Origin of the sequence: Paenibacillus guangzhouensis (assembly GCF_009363075.1) — a bacterium.
Classification (GTDB): domain Bacteria; phylum Bacillota; class Bacilli; order Paenibacillales; family Paenibacillaceae; genus Paenibacillus_K; species Paenibacillus_K guangzhouensis.
On the sequence record NZ_CP045293.1, the window covers coordinates 6,839,552 to 6,859,461 of the forward strand.

Genomic DNA, 19,910 nt, shown 5'->3' on the forward strand with positions numbered 1-19,910 from the left:
GGTTAGGCATGTGTCATGTCTCTAGACGAATGCATATGATGCAAATGACGATCTATGCAGGAAGGAGAGGGCATATGAAAAAAATGAAAAGATCGGCGAGATCGACGAAATCGAAAAAGCCGCTTTATTATGTCGATAACCCGAACTCTCGCGAATTAAGCTGGTTGGAGGAGTACAAACCGCAGGTATCCGTTAATAACCGCGAAGCAAAGGATGTATCGATTAATGCGATGACTCCACTTCCAATTCGGCCTGAAGTACAGATTGAACCTGAACCTCATGCAACAGAAATATTGCCAGAAATAATTGAAAAACCTGTCGAAGACATACAAGAGATCACGCTAGATGATGTAGAACCGCAAGCCGAACCGGAGAAAGAAACGGACACCGAACGTGTGATGGAGGCCCAGCAAGAGAAGGAGCCTGATCCGCAACCTAAGCCGAGGAGAAGCTCAAGTAGTATAACGAACGAAGTTGAAGCGGGACAGCGTGTACAGATGAGAGGGAGATCGAGACGATCAGAATCTCAAGTCGAAGCAAAGACATCTACGCTTCCTCGCGCACCCGAAGAATTAAAGAGCAATCTGGTGCAGCAACCATCACCTCCGCTACAACCACCACCATCACAACCACCACAACAACAATTGCAAACGCAACACCCAACAGATGATATCGATGATGAGGGGAATAGTCTTTCCCGTCTATTCTCACCGTTTGGGCGGAACAAAGGCGTTGTGTATACGGATGACCTGGTTGATGGAGCCGTAACGAATGAGAAATTGGCTCCGTATTCCATCGACAGTTCCAAATTAAAGAAGGAAAGCATCACGGCTGACGCCTTGAAGGATTACGCGATTCAGAGTATCAAGATTGCCGACGGTGCGATTAATGCCGCCAAAATTGCACCGGAGTCCATTTCAGGCGAACACATGGTTCGTCAATCCATCACCAGCGGCAAAATACGTGACCGCTCGATTACAGGCGAGAAGATCAAAGACGGCAGTATTACTTCGGAGAAATTGGCCGATAAAACCATTGATTCCAATAAAATCGCCGAGGGTTCCATTCAGACCAAACATTTAGCAGATCTTATCATCTCGGGCGATCTGATTCAGAATCAATCGATCACATTCGAGAAAATACGCAGCGGTGCGGTACAGACGGAGAATCTGGCGAATGAAGTGATAGATACATCGAAGCTAAGCGACGGTGCAGTAACGACCGATAAGCTGCATGATGAAGCGGTGACAGAGAGTAAGATTTTCCCGGGCAGCATCGCCGGTGTTCATTTGAAGGAAGGTGCCGTAACGAAGCGGCATATCGCGAACAAATCGATCCGTCGCGAACATATTGAAGACGGGCAAATTGTGTCGCAGCATATTCTCCCTCAATCGATTGATTCCACGCATTTGCAGCCGAATTCAGTCACCTCTGGACTTCTCGGTTCGGGTGCTGTGGGAAGCAGCCATATTCAGGAGGAAGCGATCAAGCAAGCGCATATCGGAATGAATGAAGTGCAGACGTGGCATGTGGCAGATCAGAGTATTACGTCTGCGAAGCTAGCAGATCAATCCGTACCGACAGTAAAAATTGTTGATCATGCCGTGACGACCTCTAAAATCGCAGACCAGAGCATCATTGCGCAGAAATTAACGGATGAAGTTATTCAAGCCCGTCATATGGCTAAAAATTCGGTGATTTCCGAGAAAATTGCGCAGCTTGCCGTTGATTCTAACCACATTAAACCGGAAGCCGTCGGCTCGGAGCACATCCAAGAACATGCCGTGATGGAACAGCACCTGCAGAGCGGCGCCGTTACATCGGATAAAATCGTTGCACGGTCCGTGCAATCCGACCACATTCAGCTTCACAGCATTCGAACAGAGCATCTGGCGGATGACTCGGTAACCTATCACAAGATCGCCCCAAATAGCGTAATGACGGATACGATCGCAGACGGTTCTGTGACGGAAGCAAAGCTTGCATCTCAGAGTGTTACTTCTGATATTCTGGCAGATGATGCTGTTCAGACGTTCCATATTGCAGATAAGTCGATTATCTCCTCGACAATCGCTCAGGACGCGATTCAATCTAATCATATTCAAGCCGGTTCGATCGGCAGTGATCATCTGCAGCCGTCCTCTGTAGGTCAATCGATGTTAAAGAACGAGGCGGTGACAGCCGACAAAATTGCACCCAATGCGATTCGAGACCGTCACATCGGACCAGGTATGGTGTTCTCCCACCATCTGGGGGATCATGTGGTTACATCGCTCAAGCTCTCGCCTGAAAGTGTATCGACAGATAAGCTGAATGATCATGCCGTAACCACGACCAAACTTGGGAATCAAAGCGTGACATCCGACAAAATTGGGATCGGAGCGGTTGAGACAGCCCATTTAACGAAGGGGGCAGTCAAGTCGGATACGATCGCAGATCAAGCGATCCATTCGGAGCATATTCAAGATCAATCGATCGGCACGCAGCACTTACAATTTGATGCCGTTGGCACAGAGCAGGTGCAAGACGGATCAATTACTTCCGAGAAGCTCACACGACAGAGCATTACGAGCGATAAGATGGCGATCGGTTCGATTGAAGGGCAGCATATTCGCAATCAAGTCATTCACAGCAGCCATTTAATGCCCGAGATTATCCAATCGCAGCATTTGAAAGATGAGAGTATCACAGAGAATAAACTCGAAGACGGCAGCGTTACGAGCAATAAGCTCGCCTTAGAGAGCGTGACGGAAGACCATCTGGCCCGTTACTCCGTATCCCAAGATAAAATCCAAACGGAAGCGATCGCTTCCATGCACCTGCAAGAGCAATCCATCCATAGCAATCACCTCAGCAATCAATCTGTAGGAGAACGTCATATCCAGTCTGATGCGATCGTAACCGAGATGATTCAGAATCATGCCATAACGAGCGACAAAATTGGTGCAAGCGCCATTGAAGGCAAGCATATCGGCCTCGAAGTGGTATCCGGCAAACATCTGCGCGTGGAGTCTGTTCAAGGATATCATCTGAAAAAGGGCGTCATTAGCCTATCGCATTTAGGGCAAGATGTGCTGAGTGCAGATTGGATGCCAGACAATAGTATAGATGGCGAAAAAATAAAACCTGGTGTCATTGATACAGACCATCTTGCGAACCATGCTGTTACTGGAAGCAAATTAGTATTTAATTCGGTTACATCCGATAAGATCGCACCTGGCGCAGTTCAATCCGAACATGTACAGCTGGAGAGTATTCAGAGCAAACATTTGCAGCCTCAAAGCATCCAATCCAGCCATGTTCAGAATGGAGCCATTCAAGCAGAACATCTTGCCCAAGGTTCCGTGTTCTCCATGCATATTAAGCAGGAAGCGATTCAGGAAGGGCATTTGCAGACCGGATCGGTGGGTTCGGCACAATTGCAATCGAGCAGCGTATCGGAATCGAAGCTGGTAGCGGGATCGGTAACAGCCTCGAAAATTGCGCCGGAGTCTATTCATGGGGAGCATTTGGCAAGAGAACTCATTCAAGCCGAGCATCTAAGTCCATCAAGTATCGGCAGCGTGCATTTACAATCGGAGATTATTGATTCAAGCCATTTGAAGCATGCGGTTGTTTGCTCGGAGCATTTAAATGAAGGCGCCATTGTATCGCATCACCTGCGGGAGCAAGTCATTACGGAAGCGCACATTCAGAGCAATGCGATACAAACGGGCATGCTGCAGGACTATAGCGTGACACGGAATAAATTGAATGACAGGGTCGTCTCAGGCGATAAAATTGCGCTGAAATCGGTAGCAGCGGGGCATATCGTGGATCAATCAATTCAATCCGAGCATTTGAATGAAGGTATCGTTGAAGGGAAGCATATCGGACATTCGCAGATTGCTGCCGAACATTTACAGCCGAATAGCGTTACAGAAGCTCATTTGCAGCATGGAATCATTCAAAGCGCGCATCTACAGGATGGCATCGTGACCAGTGAACATTTGCAGGATCATGTGATCCAAACACGCAACTTGCAAGAAGGATCGGTCACGCGCGATAAGCTCAGTAACGGCTCTGTAGGTCGAGACCAACTGGGTCATAAAGTGGTAACCTCCTCGCATCTAGCATTCGAAGCGGTTGGTTCGGCACATATGCAACCCCATAGTGTTTCGGCAGCACATTTGCAAGAAAGCATCATTAACAGCAAACACTTGCAGGATAACATCGTGCAGAATGCACATTTGCAGGAGGGTTCCGTTCACACCCGTCACTTGGAAGAAGGGGCCGTAACTATTGATAAGATGAGCGTGGGATCGGTTGGCCGGACGCAGCTTGTTGATCAGGCGGTAACATCGTCGCACTTGGCATTCGAATCCGTCAGCACCGAACATCTGCAACCTCAGAGTGTATCGGGAGCTCATCTGCAAGAAGGGATCATCGAGCGTATACATTTGCAGCATGGCATCGTGGCGAATGAGCATTTGCAAGACGGCGCGGTTCACACCCGTCACCTGCAGGAAGGTTCGGTGACACGAGATCAGCTGAGCGATGGTTCTGTAGACAGCAAGCATTTGGTTGATAAAGCGGTAACGTCGTCGCATCTCGCATTTGAAACGATCAGTTCAGAACATTTGCAACACCAAAGTGTTGCGGCAGTCCATCTGCAAGAAGGCATTGTTCATGACATTCATTTGCAGAAGGGAATCGTGAATAGCAGTCATTTGCAAGAGGGGGCTATCGAAACCCGCCACTTGCAGGACGGTGCAGTGACGAGAGATCAATTGAGCACGAAATCCGTTGGCGCAGAGCAGCTTGTTGATGAGGCAGTGACCTCAACACATCTAGCACCGGGCGCAGTAAGCAGCGCACATCTGCAACCGCAAAGTGTTACAACAGCTCATTTACAAGAAGATATTGTCCAGAGCGCACATTTGCAGAATAATATCGTGGGCAAGGAGCATTTACAGGAACATTCGGTTCAGACGCGGAACTTGCAAAATGGGGCGGTTACCCGTGAGAAATTGAGTGATGGATCGGTAGGTCAGGAACAGCTGGTTCCTCATGCCGTAACGTCTTTGCATTTGACACCAGGATCCGTTAGCTCCGAACATCTCCAGCCGCATAGCATTACAGAATCGCATCTAACCGAAGGGATAATTCAGAGCGCACATTTGCAGCATGGTATCGTGACCAGTGGGCATTTACAAGATAACGCTATCCAAACGCAGAACTTGCAAGACGGAGCGATTACACGCGATAAGCTAAGCGATGGATCCGTCGGTCGGGAACAGCTCTTGAGCAAATCTGTAACTTCCTCGCATTTGGCGCTAGAATCCATCCGCTCCGAACATCTGCAACCTTTCAGCGTATCCGGATCCCATTTACAAGAAGGTATCGTTCAAGGTACGCACTTACAGGAAGATATCGTAGGTAGTGAGCATTTGCAGGAAGGCAGTATTGCGTCTCGGCACTTGCAAGAGGGATCGGTAACACGTGATAAGCTCAGCGACGGTTCTGTAGGCAGCGAGCAACTGGTTGATAACGCGGTAAAGTCGTCACATCTGGCCTTAGGGGCAATAAATTCAGAACATTTGCAACCGAACAGCGTTGCGAGAGCTCATCTGCAAGAAGGCATCGTCCAGAGCATGCATTTGCAGACGAACATCGTGAATAGCAGACATGTGCAAGAAGGATCCATTGGAACTCGGCATTTGCAAGCAGGTGCGGTTACGCAAGATCGAATGAGTGTTCAATCTGTGGGCAGCGAGCAAATCATTGATAAAGCAATAACCTCCTCACATCTAGCTCCGGGCGCAGTAAGCAGCGCACATCTGCAACCGCAAAGTGTTACAACAGCCCATTTGCAAGAAGATATTGTAGAGAGCGCACATTTGCAGAATCATATCGTGGGCAGCAAGCATTTGCAAGAACACTCGGTTCAGACGCGAAACTTGCAAGATGGAGCGGTCACCCGTGAGAAATTGAGTGATGGATCGGTAGGTCAGGAACAGCTGGTGCATCATGCTGTAACATCTTTGCATTTGACACCAGGATCCGTTAGTTCCGAACATCTGCAGTCGCATAGCATTACAGAATCGCATCTAGCCGAAGGCATTATTCAGAGCGCACATTTGCAGCATGGTATCGTGACCAACGAGCATTTACAAGATGACGCGATTCAAACGCAGAACTTGCAAGACGGGGCGGTCACGCGCGATAAGTTAAGCGATGGATCCGTCGGTCGGGAACAGCTCATAAGCAAATCTGTAACTTCCTCGCATTTGGCGTTCGATTCGATCCGATCCGAACATCTGCAACCATTTAGTGTATCTGGAACCCATTTACAGGAAGGTATCATTCAAAGCACGCATTTACAGAAAGATATCTTAGCCAGTGAACATTTGCAGGAAGGCAGTATTGCGTCCAGGCACTTGCAAGAGGGATCGGTAACACGTGGTAAGCTGAGCGACGGTTCTGTAGGCAGCGAACAACTGGTTGATAACGCGGTAACGTCGTCACATCTGGCCTTAGGAGCAATAAGTTCAGAACATTTGCAACCGAACAGCGTTTCGAGAGCTCATCTGCAAGAAGGCATTATCCAAGGCATACATTTACAGACTAGCATCGTGAATAGCAGACATGTGCAAGATGGATCCATCGAAACCCGGCATTTACAAGCAGGTGTGGTTACGCAAGATCGAATGAGTGTTCAATCCGTGGGCAGCGAGCAGATCGTTGATGGAGCAGTAACTTCCTCACATCTAGCACTAGGCGCAGTAAGCAGCGCACATCTTGAGCCGCATAGTATTACAACAGCCCATTTGCAAGAAGATATTGTAGAGAGCGCACATTTGCAGAATCATATCGTGGGCAGCGAGCATTTGCAAGAACATTCGGTTCAGACGCGGAACTTGCAAGATGGGGCGGTCACCCGTGAGAAATTGAGTGATGGATCGGTAGGTCAGGAACAGTTGGTTCATCATGCTGTAACATCTTTGCATTTGACACCAGGATCCGTTAGCTCCGAACATCTCCAGCCGCATAGCATTACAGAATCGCATCTAGCAGCAGGGGTTATTCAGAGCGCTCATTTGCAGCATGGTATCGTGACCAACGAGCATTTACAAGATGACGCGATTCAAACGCAGAACTTGCAAGACGGAGCGGTCACACGCGATAAGTTAAGCGATGGATCCGTCGGCCGGGAACAACTCATGAGCAAATCCGTAACTTCTTTGCATTTGGCGTTCGATTCGATCCGATCCGAACATCTACAACCCTCTAGTATATCCGGAACCCATTTACAAGAAGGTATCGTTCAAAGCACGCATTTACAGAAAGATATCTTAACCAGTGAACATTTGCAGGAAGGCAGTATTGCGTCCCGGCACTTGCAAGAAGGATCGGTAACACGTGATAAGCTCAGCGATGGTTCTGTAGGCAGCGAACAACTGGTTGATAACGCGGTAACGGCGTCACATCTGGCCCTAGGAGCAATAAGTTCAGATCATTTGCAACCGAACAGCGTTTCGAGAGCTCATCTGCAAGAAGGCATTATCCAGAGCCAGCATTTACAGAATCATATCGTGAGCATGGAGCATCTGCAGAATCATATTGTGGGCAGCGAGCATTTACAGGAACATTCGGTTCAAACGCAGAACTTGCAAGATGGGGCGGTTACACGTGAGAAGTTGAGTGATGGATCGGTAGGTCAGGAACAGTTGGTTCAACATGCCGTAACGTCTTTGCATTTGACACCAGGATCCGTTAGTTCCGAACATCTCCAGCCGCATAGCATTACAGAATCGCATCTAGCAGCAGGGATTATTCAGGGCGCACATTTGCAGCATGGTGTCGTGACCAGTGGGCATTTACAAGATAACGCTATCCAAACGAAGAACTTGGAAGACGGAGCGGTTACACGCGATAAGCTAAGCGATGGATCCGTCGGCCGGGAACAGCTCATGAGCAAATCCGTAACTTCTTCGCATTTGGCGCTCGAATCGATCCGATCCGAACATCTGCAACCATTTAGTGTATCTGGAACCCATTTACAAGAAGGTATCGTTCAAAGCACGCATTTACAGAAAGATATCTTAACCAGTGAACATTTGCAGGAAGGTAGTATTGCGTCCCGGCACTTGCAAGAGGGATCGGTAACACGTGATAAGCTCAGCGATGGTTCTGTAGGCAGCGAACAACTGGTTGATAACGCGGTAACGGCGTCACATCTGGCCCTAGGAGCAATAAGTTCAGATCATTTGCAACCGAACAGCGTTTCGAGAACTCATCTGCAAGAAGGCATTATTCAAGGCATACATTTACAGACTAGCATCGTGAATAGCAGACATGTGCAAGATGGATCCATCGAAACCCGGCATTTACAAGCAGGTGCGGTTACGCAAGATCGAATGAGTGTTCAATCCGTGGGCAGCGAGCAGATCGTTGATGGAGCAGTAACTTCCTCACATCTAGCATTAGGCGCAGTAAGCAGCGCACATCTTGAGCCGCATAGTATTACAGCAGCCCATTTGCAAGAACATTCGGTTCAGACGCGGAACTTGCAAGATGGGGCGGTTACACGTGAGAAGCTCAGCGCGAGTTCCGTAGGTAGTGAACATCTCGTTGACAGAGCGGTAACGTCGGCCCACTTAGACTTTGGAACGGTTAGTTCCGAACATCTGCAAGCCATGAGCATCTCGGGCACGCATTTGCAAGATGACATCGTCCGAAGTTCGCATTTACGAAATCGTATCGTGAGCCATGAACATTTGCAGGAACATGCCGTGCACACTCAGAACTTGCAAGATGGAGCGGTTACCCGGAATAAGTTAAGCAATGAATCGGTAGGCAGCGAGCAGCTCGTTGATCATGCAGTGACCTCTTCCCATCTGGCAGAGGGTGCCGTCAGATCCGAACACATCGGGCATGCCGCGATTACGATAGATCATTTGCAGCAGGGAATCATCACGCAACTTCAAGATATCAGTCTCAGCACGCTGGAGCTGCGAGAAGGCAGCGTATCGAATGAAATCTTGCGTGACGGCGCTGTGACAGCGAATAAAATTGCTGCCCACGCAATCAGCTCTTCGCATCTCATTGGAAGCTCCATTCAATCCGAGCATATTGGAAGCGGTCAGGTCGAAGCAGCGCATATTCAAGAACATGCCATCCAAGCGGCCCATCTAAGCCCGGGGATTGTCGATCAGACCCATATCGCAGAGCAGAGCATTGACGAAACCCATTTGAGAGAAGCTTCTGTGTTAGGCCGTCATATTGGGGATGATGAGATTGCGACGGATCATCTTCGCTCTCAATCAATTGTATCTCGCCATATTCAGCCTTCGTCGATTCTTTCCTGGCATTTGGGGCCGAACAGTATTGGCGGAGAGAAGCTTCAGGATCATTCCATTACACCTCAAAAATTATCCTTCCAGCCGGTGCAAACCACCGCTTCGCAGCAGTCTACCATACAGCAATTCGGAATGACGCCGTTCTCCTTCAATTTGCTTGACGAGAAGCTGGAAGTGACGATTCCTTTTGAAGAGAGCTTCGCAAATACCGATTATGTCATTGTAGCGATGACGAACCAATCTTCTTGTTATGTATCTTTGAAATTGAAAAATGAACAATTTGCAGTTGTCGATGTGGTACGCAACCGATTTACACCGGAACCAAACGGGATCATATCTTGGATAGCCATGGGTCCAAAAGGATAAAGACAGCAAGACGCGAGTGAGTTCACTCGCGTCTTTTCGTGCGAGGATATTCGAATGGCAAGGAAAGGCGGGGGTTCTCCCATCAGCATCAGTACAACTGCCGTTACATAAACCAATGCACAACATAAAATGTCTTGTGTATAGGTCAAGGATAGTACAAGGGACTCTTCTCTCCATAGGAGGTGAATCGACTTTGATTGTAAACGCTCGGAAGCGTAAGACCAAACCCCGTCAACGTGCTCACACCTTCCGATCCCAGTCCCAGACACCGTATCTTTCCGTAATTATTCCTGCCATGAACGAACGGCGCACGATTGCGAAAGTCATTCGAGAAGCGAAGAAAATACATCCGAATACCGAAGTAATTGTCGTTGTGAACGGGTCAAGGGACGGAACGAAACGCATTGTGAGGGCTCAACGGGTCACGATGCTTGCATACGATGAGCCGTTAGGACATGATGTGGGCCGAAGCATTGGAGCGAATGCGGCAAAGGGACAAATCTTGTTGTTCATTGATGGAGATATGATCATCTCCCACAAACAATTACAGCCTTTTGTGAGGGCCGTGGCGGATGGAACGGATGTAGCGCTCAATGATTACTCGGGACCGACACATAAAAGCGTTGTGCACGGGGTCGTATTAGCCAAGCATGTGCTAAATGTGATGCTGTCTAGATCGGACTTAAAAGGGGCATCGATGACTGCCGTCCCGCATGCGATTAGCAGGCGCGCATTAGAAGTCATTCAATCTTCCCAGTTATCCATTCCGCCGCTCGCCCATGCCATCGCGATCCAGAGCGGACTTAACGTCAGAGCGGTTAAGCGCATTAATGTGGGCCGATTAAATCCAATTCGCGTTCGCCATAAACAGGGGGATCCGTTAGAGAAGTTAATCGTAGGAGATCATCTGGAAACGATGGATTGGCTAAGCAGACAACGGGGGGCGCGGGGGGGATTCACGGATTTAACAAGGCAACGAGAGATCGTGAGGTGAGAAGATGAGAAAGCGAAGAAGGGTGCTCTCATCCAAGCAGAATCGGGCTTCTAGCATCAAAAAGAAACGATCCAGTCGACCGTTATTATCGCGTAGCGTCATTCCTGCCACCCCTAAGTTCGACCCGCCAACTCGTACGGTATCGGCAATATTATCGGTCTGTAATGAGGAAGATTCCTTAGAGGCGGTTCTTCACGAGCTGATGAAGCTGCAGGTTCATGAAATCATCCTCGTGATGAATGGCTGCACGGATCGCAGTTATGATATCGCACGCAAGGTACCCATCGCGAAAATCATCCACTATCCGGATCCGATTGGACACGATGTAGGCCGAGCGATCGGCGCTAAAATGGCTGTATCCGATATTCTGCTCTTCCTCGATGGTGACATACCGATCCCGGCGCATGCCTTAGCCCCGTTCGTGCATGCCGTGCAAGCGGGTGTGGATGTGGCGCTAAATGATATCACCCCGTATTTGTCCACCTTTGATCGCCGTGATGCCCTCAGCCATTGCAAAGAATTTCTTAACCGGAGTCTAGGGAGAGGGGATTTAAAGGTAAATTCCATGACAGCCGTTCCTCATGCACTTTCTCGCAGAGCCTTGGAGACGATCGGATATCCTCATCTGATGGTTCCGCCGAAGGCGCAGGCGATCGCGATAATGAGAGGATTACGCGTTGAAGTCTGTTGCTCCGTCAATGTTATTGAACGGAACAAAACGCGCCAGATCAATGTCGGACACGTTAATCCTGTTGCAGAGCTCATTATCGGTGATCATCTCGAGGCGATTCGTGAAGCGATCGATGTATTAGGAAGCCGGATGTCTCTGCCGGATCATTCGCGTAAACGAATAGCCTCAAGGAGGAACGGTCGATGAGGACGACAAGCATCATCATTCCAACCTACAATGGCCAGAGGCATCTTGAAGCATGTGTCGCCTCTGTTCGCAAGTATACAGAAGTACCGTATGAGCTGATCATCGTGGATAATGCCTCGACGGACGACACAATTGATTATTGCCGAAGGGAAAAACTGACGTTTATTTCACTTCCCCATAATACTGGCTTCCCAATCGCCTGTAACTATGGTCTGCGTGCCGCTCGGGGCGATGCGCTGCTCTTACTGAACAACGATGTGATTGTATCGCATCGATGGTTATCGAATATGCTTACGCTGCTGAATCAGCATGAGCACGTTGGTATTGTTGGCCCGATGGCGAACTATGTGAGCGGACGTCAGAAAGTGGTCTATCCCTACCATAGCTTGGATGAGTTTCAACGTATTGCTTATGAAGTCAATCAATCAGATCCTTCCAAATGGCGGCAAGTCGAGCGGCTTGTTGGCTTTTGTTTTTTATTCAAACGTGAATTAATGGAGCGAATCGGGTATTTGGATGAACAATTTTCGCCGGGGCATTTCGAAGATGATGATTATTGCTATCGCGCAAGAATCAATGGTTATCACCTGTTCATCTGCGGCGACACGCTCGTTCATCATCATGGCAGCGCCAGCTTTAATGAGCATCCGAGTGCTGCGTTGCGTCAATTGATAGATCGAAATTACGCCATATTCAAGAACAAATGGCATGTAGATCCTCACATTTTTATATAAAAATGAATTCCGAGAGGGAGGGATTTTCGTGAAAGGCATTATTCTAGCCGGCGGAACGGGATCACGTTTATTTCCGCTAACAAAATTGATTAATAAACACTTGCTGCCCGTCGGGAGATTTCCAATGATTTGCTACGGGATTGAACGTATGAGGAAAGCGGGAATCCAAGATATTCTGCTGATCGTCGGCAAATCATCCGCGGGTCTATATACAAATTTCTTAGGAAGCGGAGAAGAATGGGGCGTTAATATTTCCTACAAAATTCAAGAGAGCGCCGGAGGAATCGCCCAAGCATTGAATTTAGCGCGAAGCTTCGTATCGGCTCAGGATCGATTCGTCGTGCTGCTTGGCGATAATTTGTTTCATGACGATTTGACACCTTATGTAGATGCATTTAATCAGCAACCTTCCGGAAGTGCACGTGTTCTGTTGAAGCATGTGAATGATCCCAAGCGGTACGGGGTGCCTGTGTTCCATATGAGCCAACCCAACCTTATTCAATACATCGAAGAGAAACCGAAAAATCCGCAATCCAATTATTGCGTAACCGGTATCTATATGTATGATTCGTACGTATTCGAAGCCATTTCTCAAATTGCGCCATCTGCCCGTGGAGAATTAGAAATTACAGATGTAAATAATGTATATGCCAAGTTAGGCCGTCTGCAATTCGATATTCTTCGAGGTTGGTGGACAGACGCGGGTACATTTGATTCTTTAGATGAAGCGGGTAGAAAGCTTCGGGGTTTGAAGCTGTAACAGCTGAATGATCGCGGTCAATTGCCGAGAAGTCGATTACGAATGTGGTAAAAAAGAAAGCGGGGTGACGGTATGCTCGTTCTATCAAAAAGAAATCGCACCACAAAAGCAGTACGCAGCAAAGCTGGAAAAAATTCGTACAAACCGCAGAAAATCCGAAAAAAGCGATGGGCTGTTTCTCATAAATTCGGTTATAAGTCGTACACAAAGAAACGAACTAGCGTGGCTTATCTGCGTAAGAGGCATCACGCCAAAGAGAATCACACCCTAAGTCATAGGCTCGCGCAAGAGATGACCGAAAATGAAGAACTACCTTCCGTGCAGGAGGACGATCAGAAGCAAGGTGGGCACGATGGACACAGTCGCAGTTCATATGATCGTGGATTCGATGCGGGTTACTATGAAGGCGGTGAAGGGATTCTCGCTCAGATGATTCCCGTATTCAACGTCTTGCCGGATATCGATGTGCGTGAAGTCATTCGACTTGGACTTGGGCAAGTGCAGCATCAGCTGCAGCCTTTAGTTGATCCGTTTACGATTTATCACGAAATGCAGGCAGCGATCGAGTCGAACCAACCAATGTCGCTCGTACGGTTAGGCGATGGCGAGATGCTGACGCTCGCGCATGATTTAGTTATAAGTACGGAGCAGGCTCGCGCGGATGGCCCTTTCCTATCCTATGCAGGTGTCAATTTGCCGGATCATCATGGCCGAACGATACTCGCTGATTCTATCAAAAGGGCGACGATTGTAGGGATTCCAATCTCACGCATGCGGAATTTCCAAGGATTGCTGTTTCCTGCTTTGCGAGCCCACGGCATTGATTACCGCGATTTGCGGATGACCCTATCGACCATCAATTATTTGTTCTATCAATTGGGGTATTTAGCGTTGTTGCTCGAGGGGCGCCGTGTTCTACTCGTCGGTAATGAGGCGCCGGCCCTCGCGCCAGTGCTTGCCTCACGAGGCATCTCGATCATTGGGATCGTTACGCCAGTACATGGGATACGTGATGTGGACCGTGTTATTGGAGAAATTGCGCAACATTCATTTGATATCGCACTCGTAGCAGCGGGTATTCCTGCCGTTATTATTACGGAACGCATTGCGACAGAGCTAGGGCGGGTAGCGATTGATTTTGGCCATTTAGCCGACAAAATCGCCAAGGGACAACCGATCTAAATGCAGATCAGAATGGAGGTGGAACGGGATGTTAAAGACCAAGCAGAAGAAGACGGGATCTATGCAGATACAAAATCAATATCAAGTTGGATTTGAAGCGGGATACCAGGAAGGCTTCCAGACCGGTCTATCCAGGTTCTCCATCCTGTTCGAAGGCACAAGCATTATCATTCCTACTTATAATAAATTGGATTTCTTGCGTCAGTGCATCGATAGCATTCGTAAATATACAGAGGTTCCGTACGAAATTATTGTCGTGGATAATGGTTCGACGGATGGAACACGCGATTACTTAAAATCATCTGCGATGGAAATTCGTTACCATATGGATGATCATAACCGCGGGTTCGCAGGCGCTGTTAATATCGGGCTTATGATGGCCAAGGGCAAGACGATTGTTGTGCTTAACAACGATATTATCGTCACGCAGAACTGGCTCTCGAACATGCTTCGATGTCTGCACAGTGATGAACGGATTGGGGTTGTTGGGCCTACGACCAATTATGTGAGCGGTGATCAACGAATAGATGTACCGTACAGCACCATTGCAGATATGCATCAATTCGCGAAGCGATATAATGCCTCTGATGCGAGCAAATGGCAGCGAACAGACCGCCTCGTCGGGTTCTGCTTCCTGTTTCGCCGTTCTTTATTAGAACAAACCGGTTACATGGATGAGGGCTACGAAGTCGGCAATTTCGAAGATGACGATTGGGTCGTCCGCGTCCGCCTTCAGAATCTTGCGTTGATGATCGCCCGCGATACGTTCATTCATCATTTCGGAAGCCAGAGTATGAAGGAACTTGGCACGCAATTCCATGCCGTGAACGATCGGAATCATATGTTTTTTTCGCAAAAATGGAGTAACCCCTATGATCTCATATATCAAGTGAAGCTAATGGCTGAAATGTATGGTATGGTCCCTCAGAAACGATCGACGAAAGATTTCTATCCATCACATATTGTCATTAAAGGAATCGGACCACAGTTGTATTGGATTGAGAACGGAGAGAAGCATCCATTCGATACCGCAGGGAATCAATCGCCGCCGATTACCCCGTTGTCCCAGCTTGAACTACGTTATTGGCCGACAGGAGCTGAAGTCTCGATTGACCATGTGAAATCACGATGGGATCATGCAGGCTTACCCTCTCCAGATGGGATTGAGGACCATTCGGGTGTCGTCGTAGAAAGTGCAAACGGAACGTTATATCAGCTGGAAGGACGCACGAAAAGACGTATAACGAATGAGTATGCTGCCCGCCGTTGGCATTTGCAAGATCGTCCTCGCACGGCTTGGATGGATGACCAATTGAATCAATTCGCGGAAGGGCTTCCGATCATTGCCCCTCCACTTATTCGAGATCATCACTTGTAGAGGTTATTCGAAAAGGCAGCATTTGTCCGCATCAGAAAGTGATGTTCTTTCTGATTGGCGTCTAAACCTACATTACGATCGCGGTCGCTCACTCTAGAATTTGCTTTGATAAAGGTTTATACATCACGAAGTCATTCAAGAAGCATATCCGACATCGAATCTTGCGTTCACCTTCTAAGTCCGGTACTCATTTAGGTTTCGCCTAAACTCCGTTTCTCCTTCTTCAGGTTCTCGCAACCTTCTCGGTGCTGAAATGCCGACTTATTGAATTCACATTTGTAGGTTGCTTACCCACATAGATAATCGTCTGTGATCTGGGCGAATGCTCTGTAGCACGGTACATTTGCCAGCATATGCTGTAAAAGGTAGTGCTAAGGGCTCTCTTTGTTGATTTTCCAATTAGGGAGGGGGGTTCCCGTGCAGAACAAAATAACAGATATCATTTTGCATATGTCGAATTCACAGCAGCATATGGCTTCGATTATTGAAGCAAAGCGTCATGTAGCGGTTCGGATGGCACAAATTATTCATGCGATTCCTGATCAACATCCGAATTTCGAGGGTGTAAGCGGGCTGATTGAAGGCTCGGGGATGATTACGAAAAGCATCGTCTCTTATCTGAACGTTATTGCGGATTTGCAGGAAGCGATGGCCGAAAATCTGACCCATGTCATGAAAGAAATCGGTGAGCGGCAAGAAGAATAAAAACCAGACAATGGATTGCAGAGGTTGTGAGACATGAGAGAACAAGCGTTTCTTCAAATGCTGGAAGCTTCCGCAAGGATGCAGTGGAATGTTGCAATGATTCTCGAGGCGAAAGCCGTAGAAGCTGAGAAGGTTCGCAACTGGGCGCTTAATCATTTATCGGAGCATGCCTTCACGAGCCATACGGAATTGCTCAAAGAGTCACTCGGCATTCACGATCAACTGGTGGATGTGATCGACGGATTAACGAAACTGGAGAACGGACTTGCGCACAATTTAAAGGTTGTTCTAAGTCGGGAAGCCGAAGGGGGATTTGGCGGCGGGTTTGAAGACCAGTTTGGAATGGGAGATTTCGATGATGGATCTTCATCGCCAGGAATGGACCGCAAGGGTTAATTTTGTGAACGCTGTTGCCAGAAGCCAGAGCGCGTTATCACGGATATTAGAGTCGGTGGCGGATGTCGCGGGGCAAGACGTCTCGAAAGAGCTTGCCAAAAAACTATGCGACAATATTCAAGTACTGACCGATTATCAGAGTGCGCTGTGTCGACTGGCACCAGGAATTCGTTTCACGCAACGACAAAAAAAGGGAACTCCTACAACGCCATGGACCAATGCTGCCTACATTCGGACAACGAACATCACCCGAGGAGTACAGGAGGAAAATAGGTATGGCCAAGATTGTAAAAATCAAAAAAAAAGTGCTGAAGAAAAAAGGAAGACTAAGAAAAGCTAAGAGTCCTTTGCTTAAAAAAAAGCTAAAATCTCAATCTAAGCGTCTTTTCAAACGAAACCTACGAAAAAAAATAGCAGGGAAAAAGCGCCTTCGTAAAGTGGTAAGAAAGCGCCGTGTGAATTCGGCGCTGATCGGTAACCCCGAGCATCACGGCCAAGTATTTAATAAAGAGTTCGACCAAGCATATAATGAAGGGTTTAATGCTGGATTTGCACAAGGCTTCGAGGATGGTCATAAGCAAGAGTACAGCAATCAATAGAACAAAAAGAGGTATCTCATACAGTGAGATACCTCTTTTTTAATTCACCCATTTCATATGGGTCATTCGCCAATTTTGGAGGAACTTGGTTATTCGTCCATGATGCAAATGTCTGCTCAGCATATATAGTATAGACCTATTAATTTAACTATAGACAGGATGAATGAAGTGGAGAAGGCAATTCATCGTTATTCGAACAGTGGAAGGAATGAAGGGTATCAGCTTGGGTATTCGAATGGCTATCGGCTGGGAAGTTGCCAAGCGGTTCTCAATCGAATTCCGGAGGAGCACCATCCTGTTCGTAACATGAAGGTCGTGTATATTCCGCAAGGTTTTGATGCCATCGACTTGGGAATAACAGAGTCTCTCCGGGGGCTGGTGAAGGATCTGATTGTTGCAGGCAGCGCAGAGATGATGTCGGTTGTTCCAAGAGAAAGGCCGGATTTGGTGTTAGTCATGAATGGCTTGCATGTGTTTCCACCAGAACATCATGACCACATGGACCAAATCCGCCAATTGGGAATCAAGACCGCGTTATGGCTAGCCGACGACCCTTATTTTACGGACTATACCGCAAGCAATGTGCATCACTACGATTACATCTTTACCCATGAGCAGAACTGTGTTTCCTTCTATAAGGAACTTGGCTGCAGTCAAGTCCACTACTTGCCTTTAGCGATGTCCCCTGTGACATTTCATCCCAAACATGTCGCAACGCAGTACTTGTCAGATATATGCTTCATTGGCAACGCCTTCTGGAATCGTGTGTCGTTGTTTGACACGCTAGCTCCTTATTTGGCAGACAAGAAAACGGTTATTGCTGGCGGACATTGGGATCGCTTAAGTCGGTATGATCTTCTTAAAGACCGAATTAGACACGGCTGGGTTCCGATTGAAGAAACGACAAATTATTATAATGGAGCCAAAGTTGTAATCAACATTCATCGTCCTACGGAAGCGGGATCCGATAACAACAACAGCAGGAATATTATCGGCACTTCGATCAACCCGCGAACCTACGAAATTTCAGGGTGCGGGACGCTGCAAATTACCGATGTGCGTGATGATTTAAGCCTACTATATCGGCCAGGATATGACATCGAGACATTCTCGACTCCTGAAGAGCTGCAGCAAAAAATTGAATATTACTTACAACATGAAGAAGAGCGAATTCGAATCGCACTTCGAGGTCTCCATACGACAAGGCGGAAACATATGTATACCGATAGACTAGAGCGTTTATTGGATATCGTCTTTCGTTCGTAGCGGGTTTCATCGTAATCCCCTAATATTTCGTGTGTGAAGGAGTGGCGTTATGACATTTCGTTTTACAACGGGCGTATCCGTACCTAAATCCCTGATCAGCCGTTATTCGGTAGGAACGAAAACGCGTAGCAAATCAAAATCGAAATCCAAGAGAAAAATCCGAATAACGATCTCACCAAAAACAGAAACAAATCATGCAAGAGATATTGTCGATGAAGTCAGAAGACAAGGTAGAGATACCGGGTTTGATCGTGGGTTCGATGAAGGATATTTGCGGGGACGCGCCAATGTGATTATGAACACGATTCAAGATCCTCCAAGGGTACGCCCCATTCATGTCATGTACGTAGCGTCGGGTAAAGGATTTCCATATTCTCCGCTTGATGAAGCAATCATTTCGACCCTGCAGGGGATGGTTGCTAGAGTTACACCAACCGATCCGAGACAACCGATTGCCTCGCAAGCCGCAGAATTGAATCCGGATCTTGTACTGGCGCTGGATGGGATGGAACTGCCGATTGAACAGATTCAAGCGGTTCGATCGCTCGGCATTCGCACGGCAATATGGCTAACGGATGACCCGTACTATACGGATTTCACTTCAAAGATGGTTCCGCATTACGACCATGTTTTTACGCTGGAATTAAACTGTGTTCCGTATTATCAAGCGCTGGGCAATCCTAATGTTCATTATTTACCGTTTGGATTTCATTTGGGACAATACCGTCCGCTAACGACATTAGCTCCGGTCCGCCGCGACATTAGTTTTATTGGGTCTGGGTATTGGAATCGAATCGCCTTCTTTGATGAATTGACGCCTTACTTGCAAGATAAGAACGTGACGATTTCCGGTCTCTGGTGGGATCGACTTCGGGATTATTCGTCCATCAAGGGGAAAATTGAACTGGACAAATGGATGGGACCGCAAGAAACGTCCGATGTCTACAACGGATCCAAAATTGTGATTAACATGCACCGTTCATACGAGGATGACAGCGTGAATAACAATGCAAGCAGAATACAGGCTATTTCACCGAATATTCGTACCTTTGAGATCTCTGCGTCGGGTACGTTGCAACTAACGGACGTCCGTAGTGACCTGGCTCGGTTCTATACGCCTGGTGTTGAAATCGAGACGTATTCTTCGCCGCAAGAGCTAAAGGATAAAATCGATTTTTATTTAACGCATGAGAAAGAACGTCGGGAAATTGCGCTACGCGCTTTGTCGCGTACGCTTCGCGAGCATTCATATAACAAGCGTATCGATTATATGCTATCGATGATCTTCGAATCATAAGCAACAGATGAGGCC

General features: G+C 47.7%; 13 protein-coding genes. All 13 read left to right on the forward strand.

The window, feature by feature from the left end; genetic code table 11:
• Positions 1 to 74 precede the first annotated feature (74 nt).
• The 13 genes from GCU39_RS30805 (at position 75) to GCU39_RS30860 (ending at position 19,895) form a co-directional block, all read left to right on the forward strand.
• Positions 75 to 9,707, forward strand: coding sequence for a WIAG-tail domain (locus GCU39_RS30805; RefSeq protein ID WP_152396965.1), 9,633 nt, complete (start codon positions 75 to 77; stop codon positions 9,705 to 9,707).
• Positions 9,708 to 9,900: 193 nt separating this feature from the next.
• Entirely contained in the window at positions 9,901 to 10,701 is an 801-nt protein-coding gene (locus tag GCU39_RS30810; RefSeq protein WP_227793386.1) for a glycosyltransferase family 2 protein, read from the forward strand.
• 4 nt (positions 10,702 to 10,705) lie between these two features.
• Positions 10,706 to 11,578, forward strand: coding sequence for a glycosyltransferase family 2 protein (locus GCU39_RS30815; RefSeq protein WP_152396967.1), 873 nt, complete (start codon positions 10,706 to 10,708; stop codon positions 11,576 to 11,578).
• Entirely contained in the window at positions 11,575 to 12,312 is a 738-nt protein-coding gene (locus GCU39_RS30820) for a glycosyltransferase family 2 protein (RefSeq protein WP_152396968.1), read from the forward strand. Before GCU39_RS30815 ends, GCU39_RS30820 begins: the two co-directional genes overlap by 4 nt.
• Before the next feature lie 28 nt (positions 12,313 to 12,340).
• Positions 12,341 to 13,072, forward strand: a complete 732-nt coding sequence (locus GCU39_RS30825; RefSeq protein WP_152396969.1) for a sugar phosphate nucleotidyltransferase — start codon at positions 12,341 to 12,343, stop codon at positions 13,070 to 13,072.
• A gap of 7 nt (positions 13,073 to 13,079) precedes the next feature.
• Positions 13,080 to 13,343, forward strand: coding sequence for a hypothetical protein (locus GCU39_RS31695; protein WP_193726696.1), 264 nt, complete (start codon positions 13,080 to 13,082; stop codon positions 13,341 to 13,343).
• Between the two features lie 20 nt (positions 13,344 to 13,363).
• Positions 13,364 to 14,254 (forward strand): GT-D fold domain-containing protein, encoded by an 891-nt coding sequence (locus GCU39_RS30830; RefSeq protein ID WP_227793387.1) that lies wholly within the window; start codon positions 13,364 to 13,366, stop codon positions 14,252 to 14,254.
• Between the two features lie 28 nt (positions 14,255 to 14,282).
• The gene (locus GCU39_RS30835; RefSeq protein WP_152396970.1) at positions 14,283 to 15,632 is read left to right on the forward strand and encodes a glycosyltransferase family 2 protein; all 1,350 of its coding nucleotides are present in this window, start codon (positions 14,283 to 14,285) and stop codon (positions 15,630 to 15,632) included.
• Between the two features lie 417 nt (positions 15,633 to 16,049).
• Positions 16,050 to 16,337, forward strand: a complete 288-nt coding sequence (locus GCU39_RS30840; RefSeq protein WP_152396971.1) for a nucleoside-diphosphate sugar epimerase — start codon at positions 16,050 to 16,052, stop codon at positions 16,335 to 16,337.
• Positions 16,338 to 16,370: 33 nt separating this feature from the next.
• Positions 16,371 to 16,733 (forward strand): alpha-helical endospore appendage domain-containing protein, encoded by a 363-nt coding sequence (locus GCU39_RS30845; protein WP_152396972.1) that lies wholly within the window; start codon positions 16,371 to 16,373, stop codon positions 16,731 to 16,733.
• A gap of 275 nt (positions 16,734 to 17,008) precedes the next feature.
• Complete coding sequence (locus GCU39_RS30850; protein ID WP_152396973.1) at positions 17,009 to 17,332, forward strand: hypothetical protein; 324 nt, start codon at positions 17,009 to 17,011, stop codon at positions 17,330 to 17,332.
• Between the two features lie 159 nt (positions 17,333 to 17,491).
• On the forward strand, positions 17,492 to 18,598 hold the full coding sequence (locus GCU39_RS30855) for a CgeB family protein (RefSeq protein ID WP_152396974.1): 1,107 nt from the start codon (positions 17,492 to 17,494) through the stop codon (positions 18,596 to 18,598).
• Positions 18,599 to 18,647: 49 nt separating this feature from the next.
• Positions 18,648 to 19,895, forward strand: a complete 1,248-nt coding sequence (locus tag GCU39_RS30860; RefSeq protein WP_152396975.1) for a CgeB family protein — start codon at positions 18,648 to 18,650, stop codon at positions 19,893 to 19,895.
• Positions 19,896 to 19,910 lie beyond the last annotated feature (15 nt).

Excerpts from the sequence above, each read along its gene's own strand:
- GCU39_RS31695 (WP_193726696.1), top strand. The coding sequence starts at position 13,080 with ATGATCGCGGTCAATTGCCGAGAAGTCGATTACGAATGTGGTAAAAAA.
- GCU39_RS30845 (WP_152396972.1), top strand. The coding sequence starts at position 16,371 with ATGAGAGAACAAGCGTTTCTTCAAATGCTGGAAGCTTCCGCAAGGATG.
- GCU39_RS30815 (WP_152396967.1), top strand. The coding sequence starts at position 10,706 with ATGAGAAAGCGAAGAAGGGTGCTCTCATCCAAGCAGAATCGGGCTTCT.
- GCU39_RS30860 (WP_152396975.1), top strand. The coding sequence starts at position 18,648 with ATGACATTTCGTTTTACAACGGGCGTATCCGTACCTAAATCCCTGATC.
- GCU39_RS30805 (WP_152396965.1), top strand. The coding sequence starts at position 75 with ATGAAAAAAATGAAAAGATCGGCGAGATCGACGAAATCGAAAAAGCCG.
- GCU39_RS30855 (WP_152396974.1), top strand. The coding sequence starts at position 17,492 with ATGAATGAAGTGGAGAAGGCAATTCATCGTTATTCGAACAGTGGAAGG.
- GCU39_RS30850 (WP_152396973.1), top strand. The coding sequence starts at position 17,009 with ATGGCCAAGATTGTAAAAATCAAAAAAAAAGTGCTGAAGAAAAAAGGA.
- GCU39_RS30820 (WP_152396968.1), top strand. The coding sequence starts at position 11,575 with ATGAGGACGACAAGCATCATCATTCCAACCTACAATGGCCAGAGGCAT.
- GCU39_RS30830 (WP_227793387.1), top strand. The coding sequence starts at position 13,364 with ATGACCGAAAATGAAGAACTACCTTCCGTGCAGGAGGACGATCAGAAG.
- GCU39_RS30835 (WP_152396970.1), top strand. The coding sequence starts at position 14,283 with ATGTTAAAGACCAAGCAGAAGAAGACGGGATCTATGCAGATACAAAAT.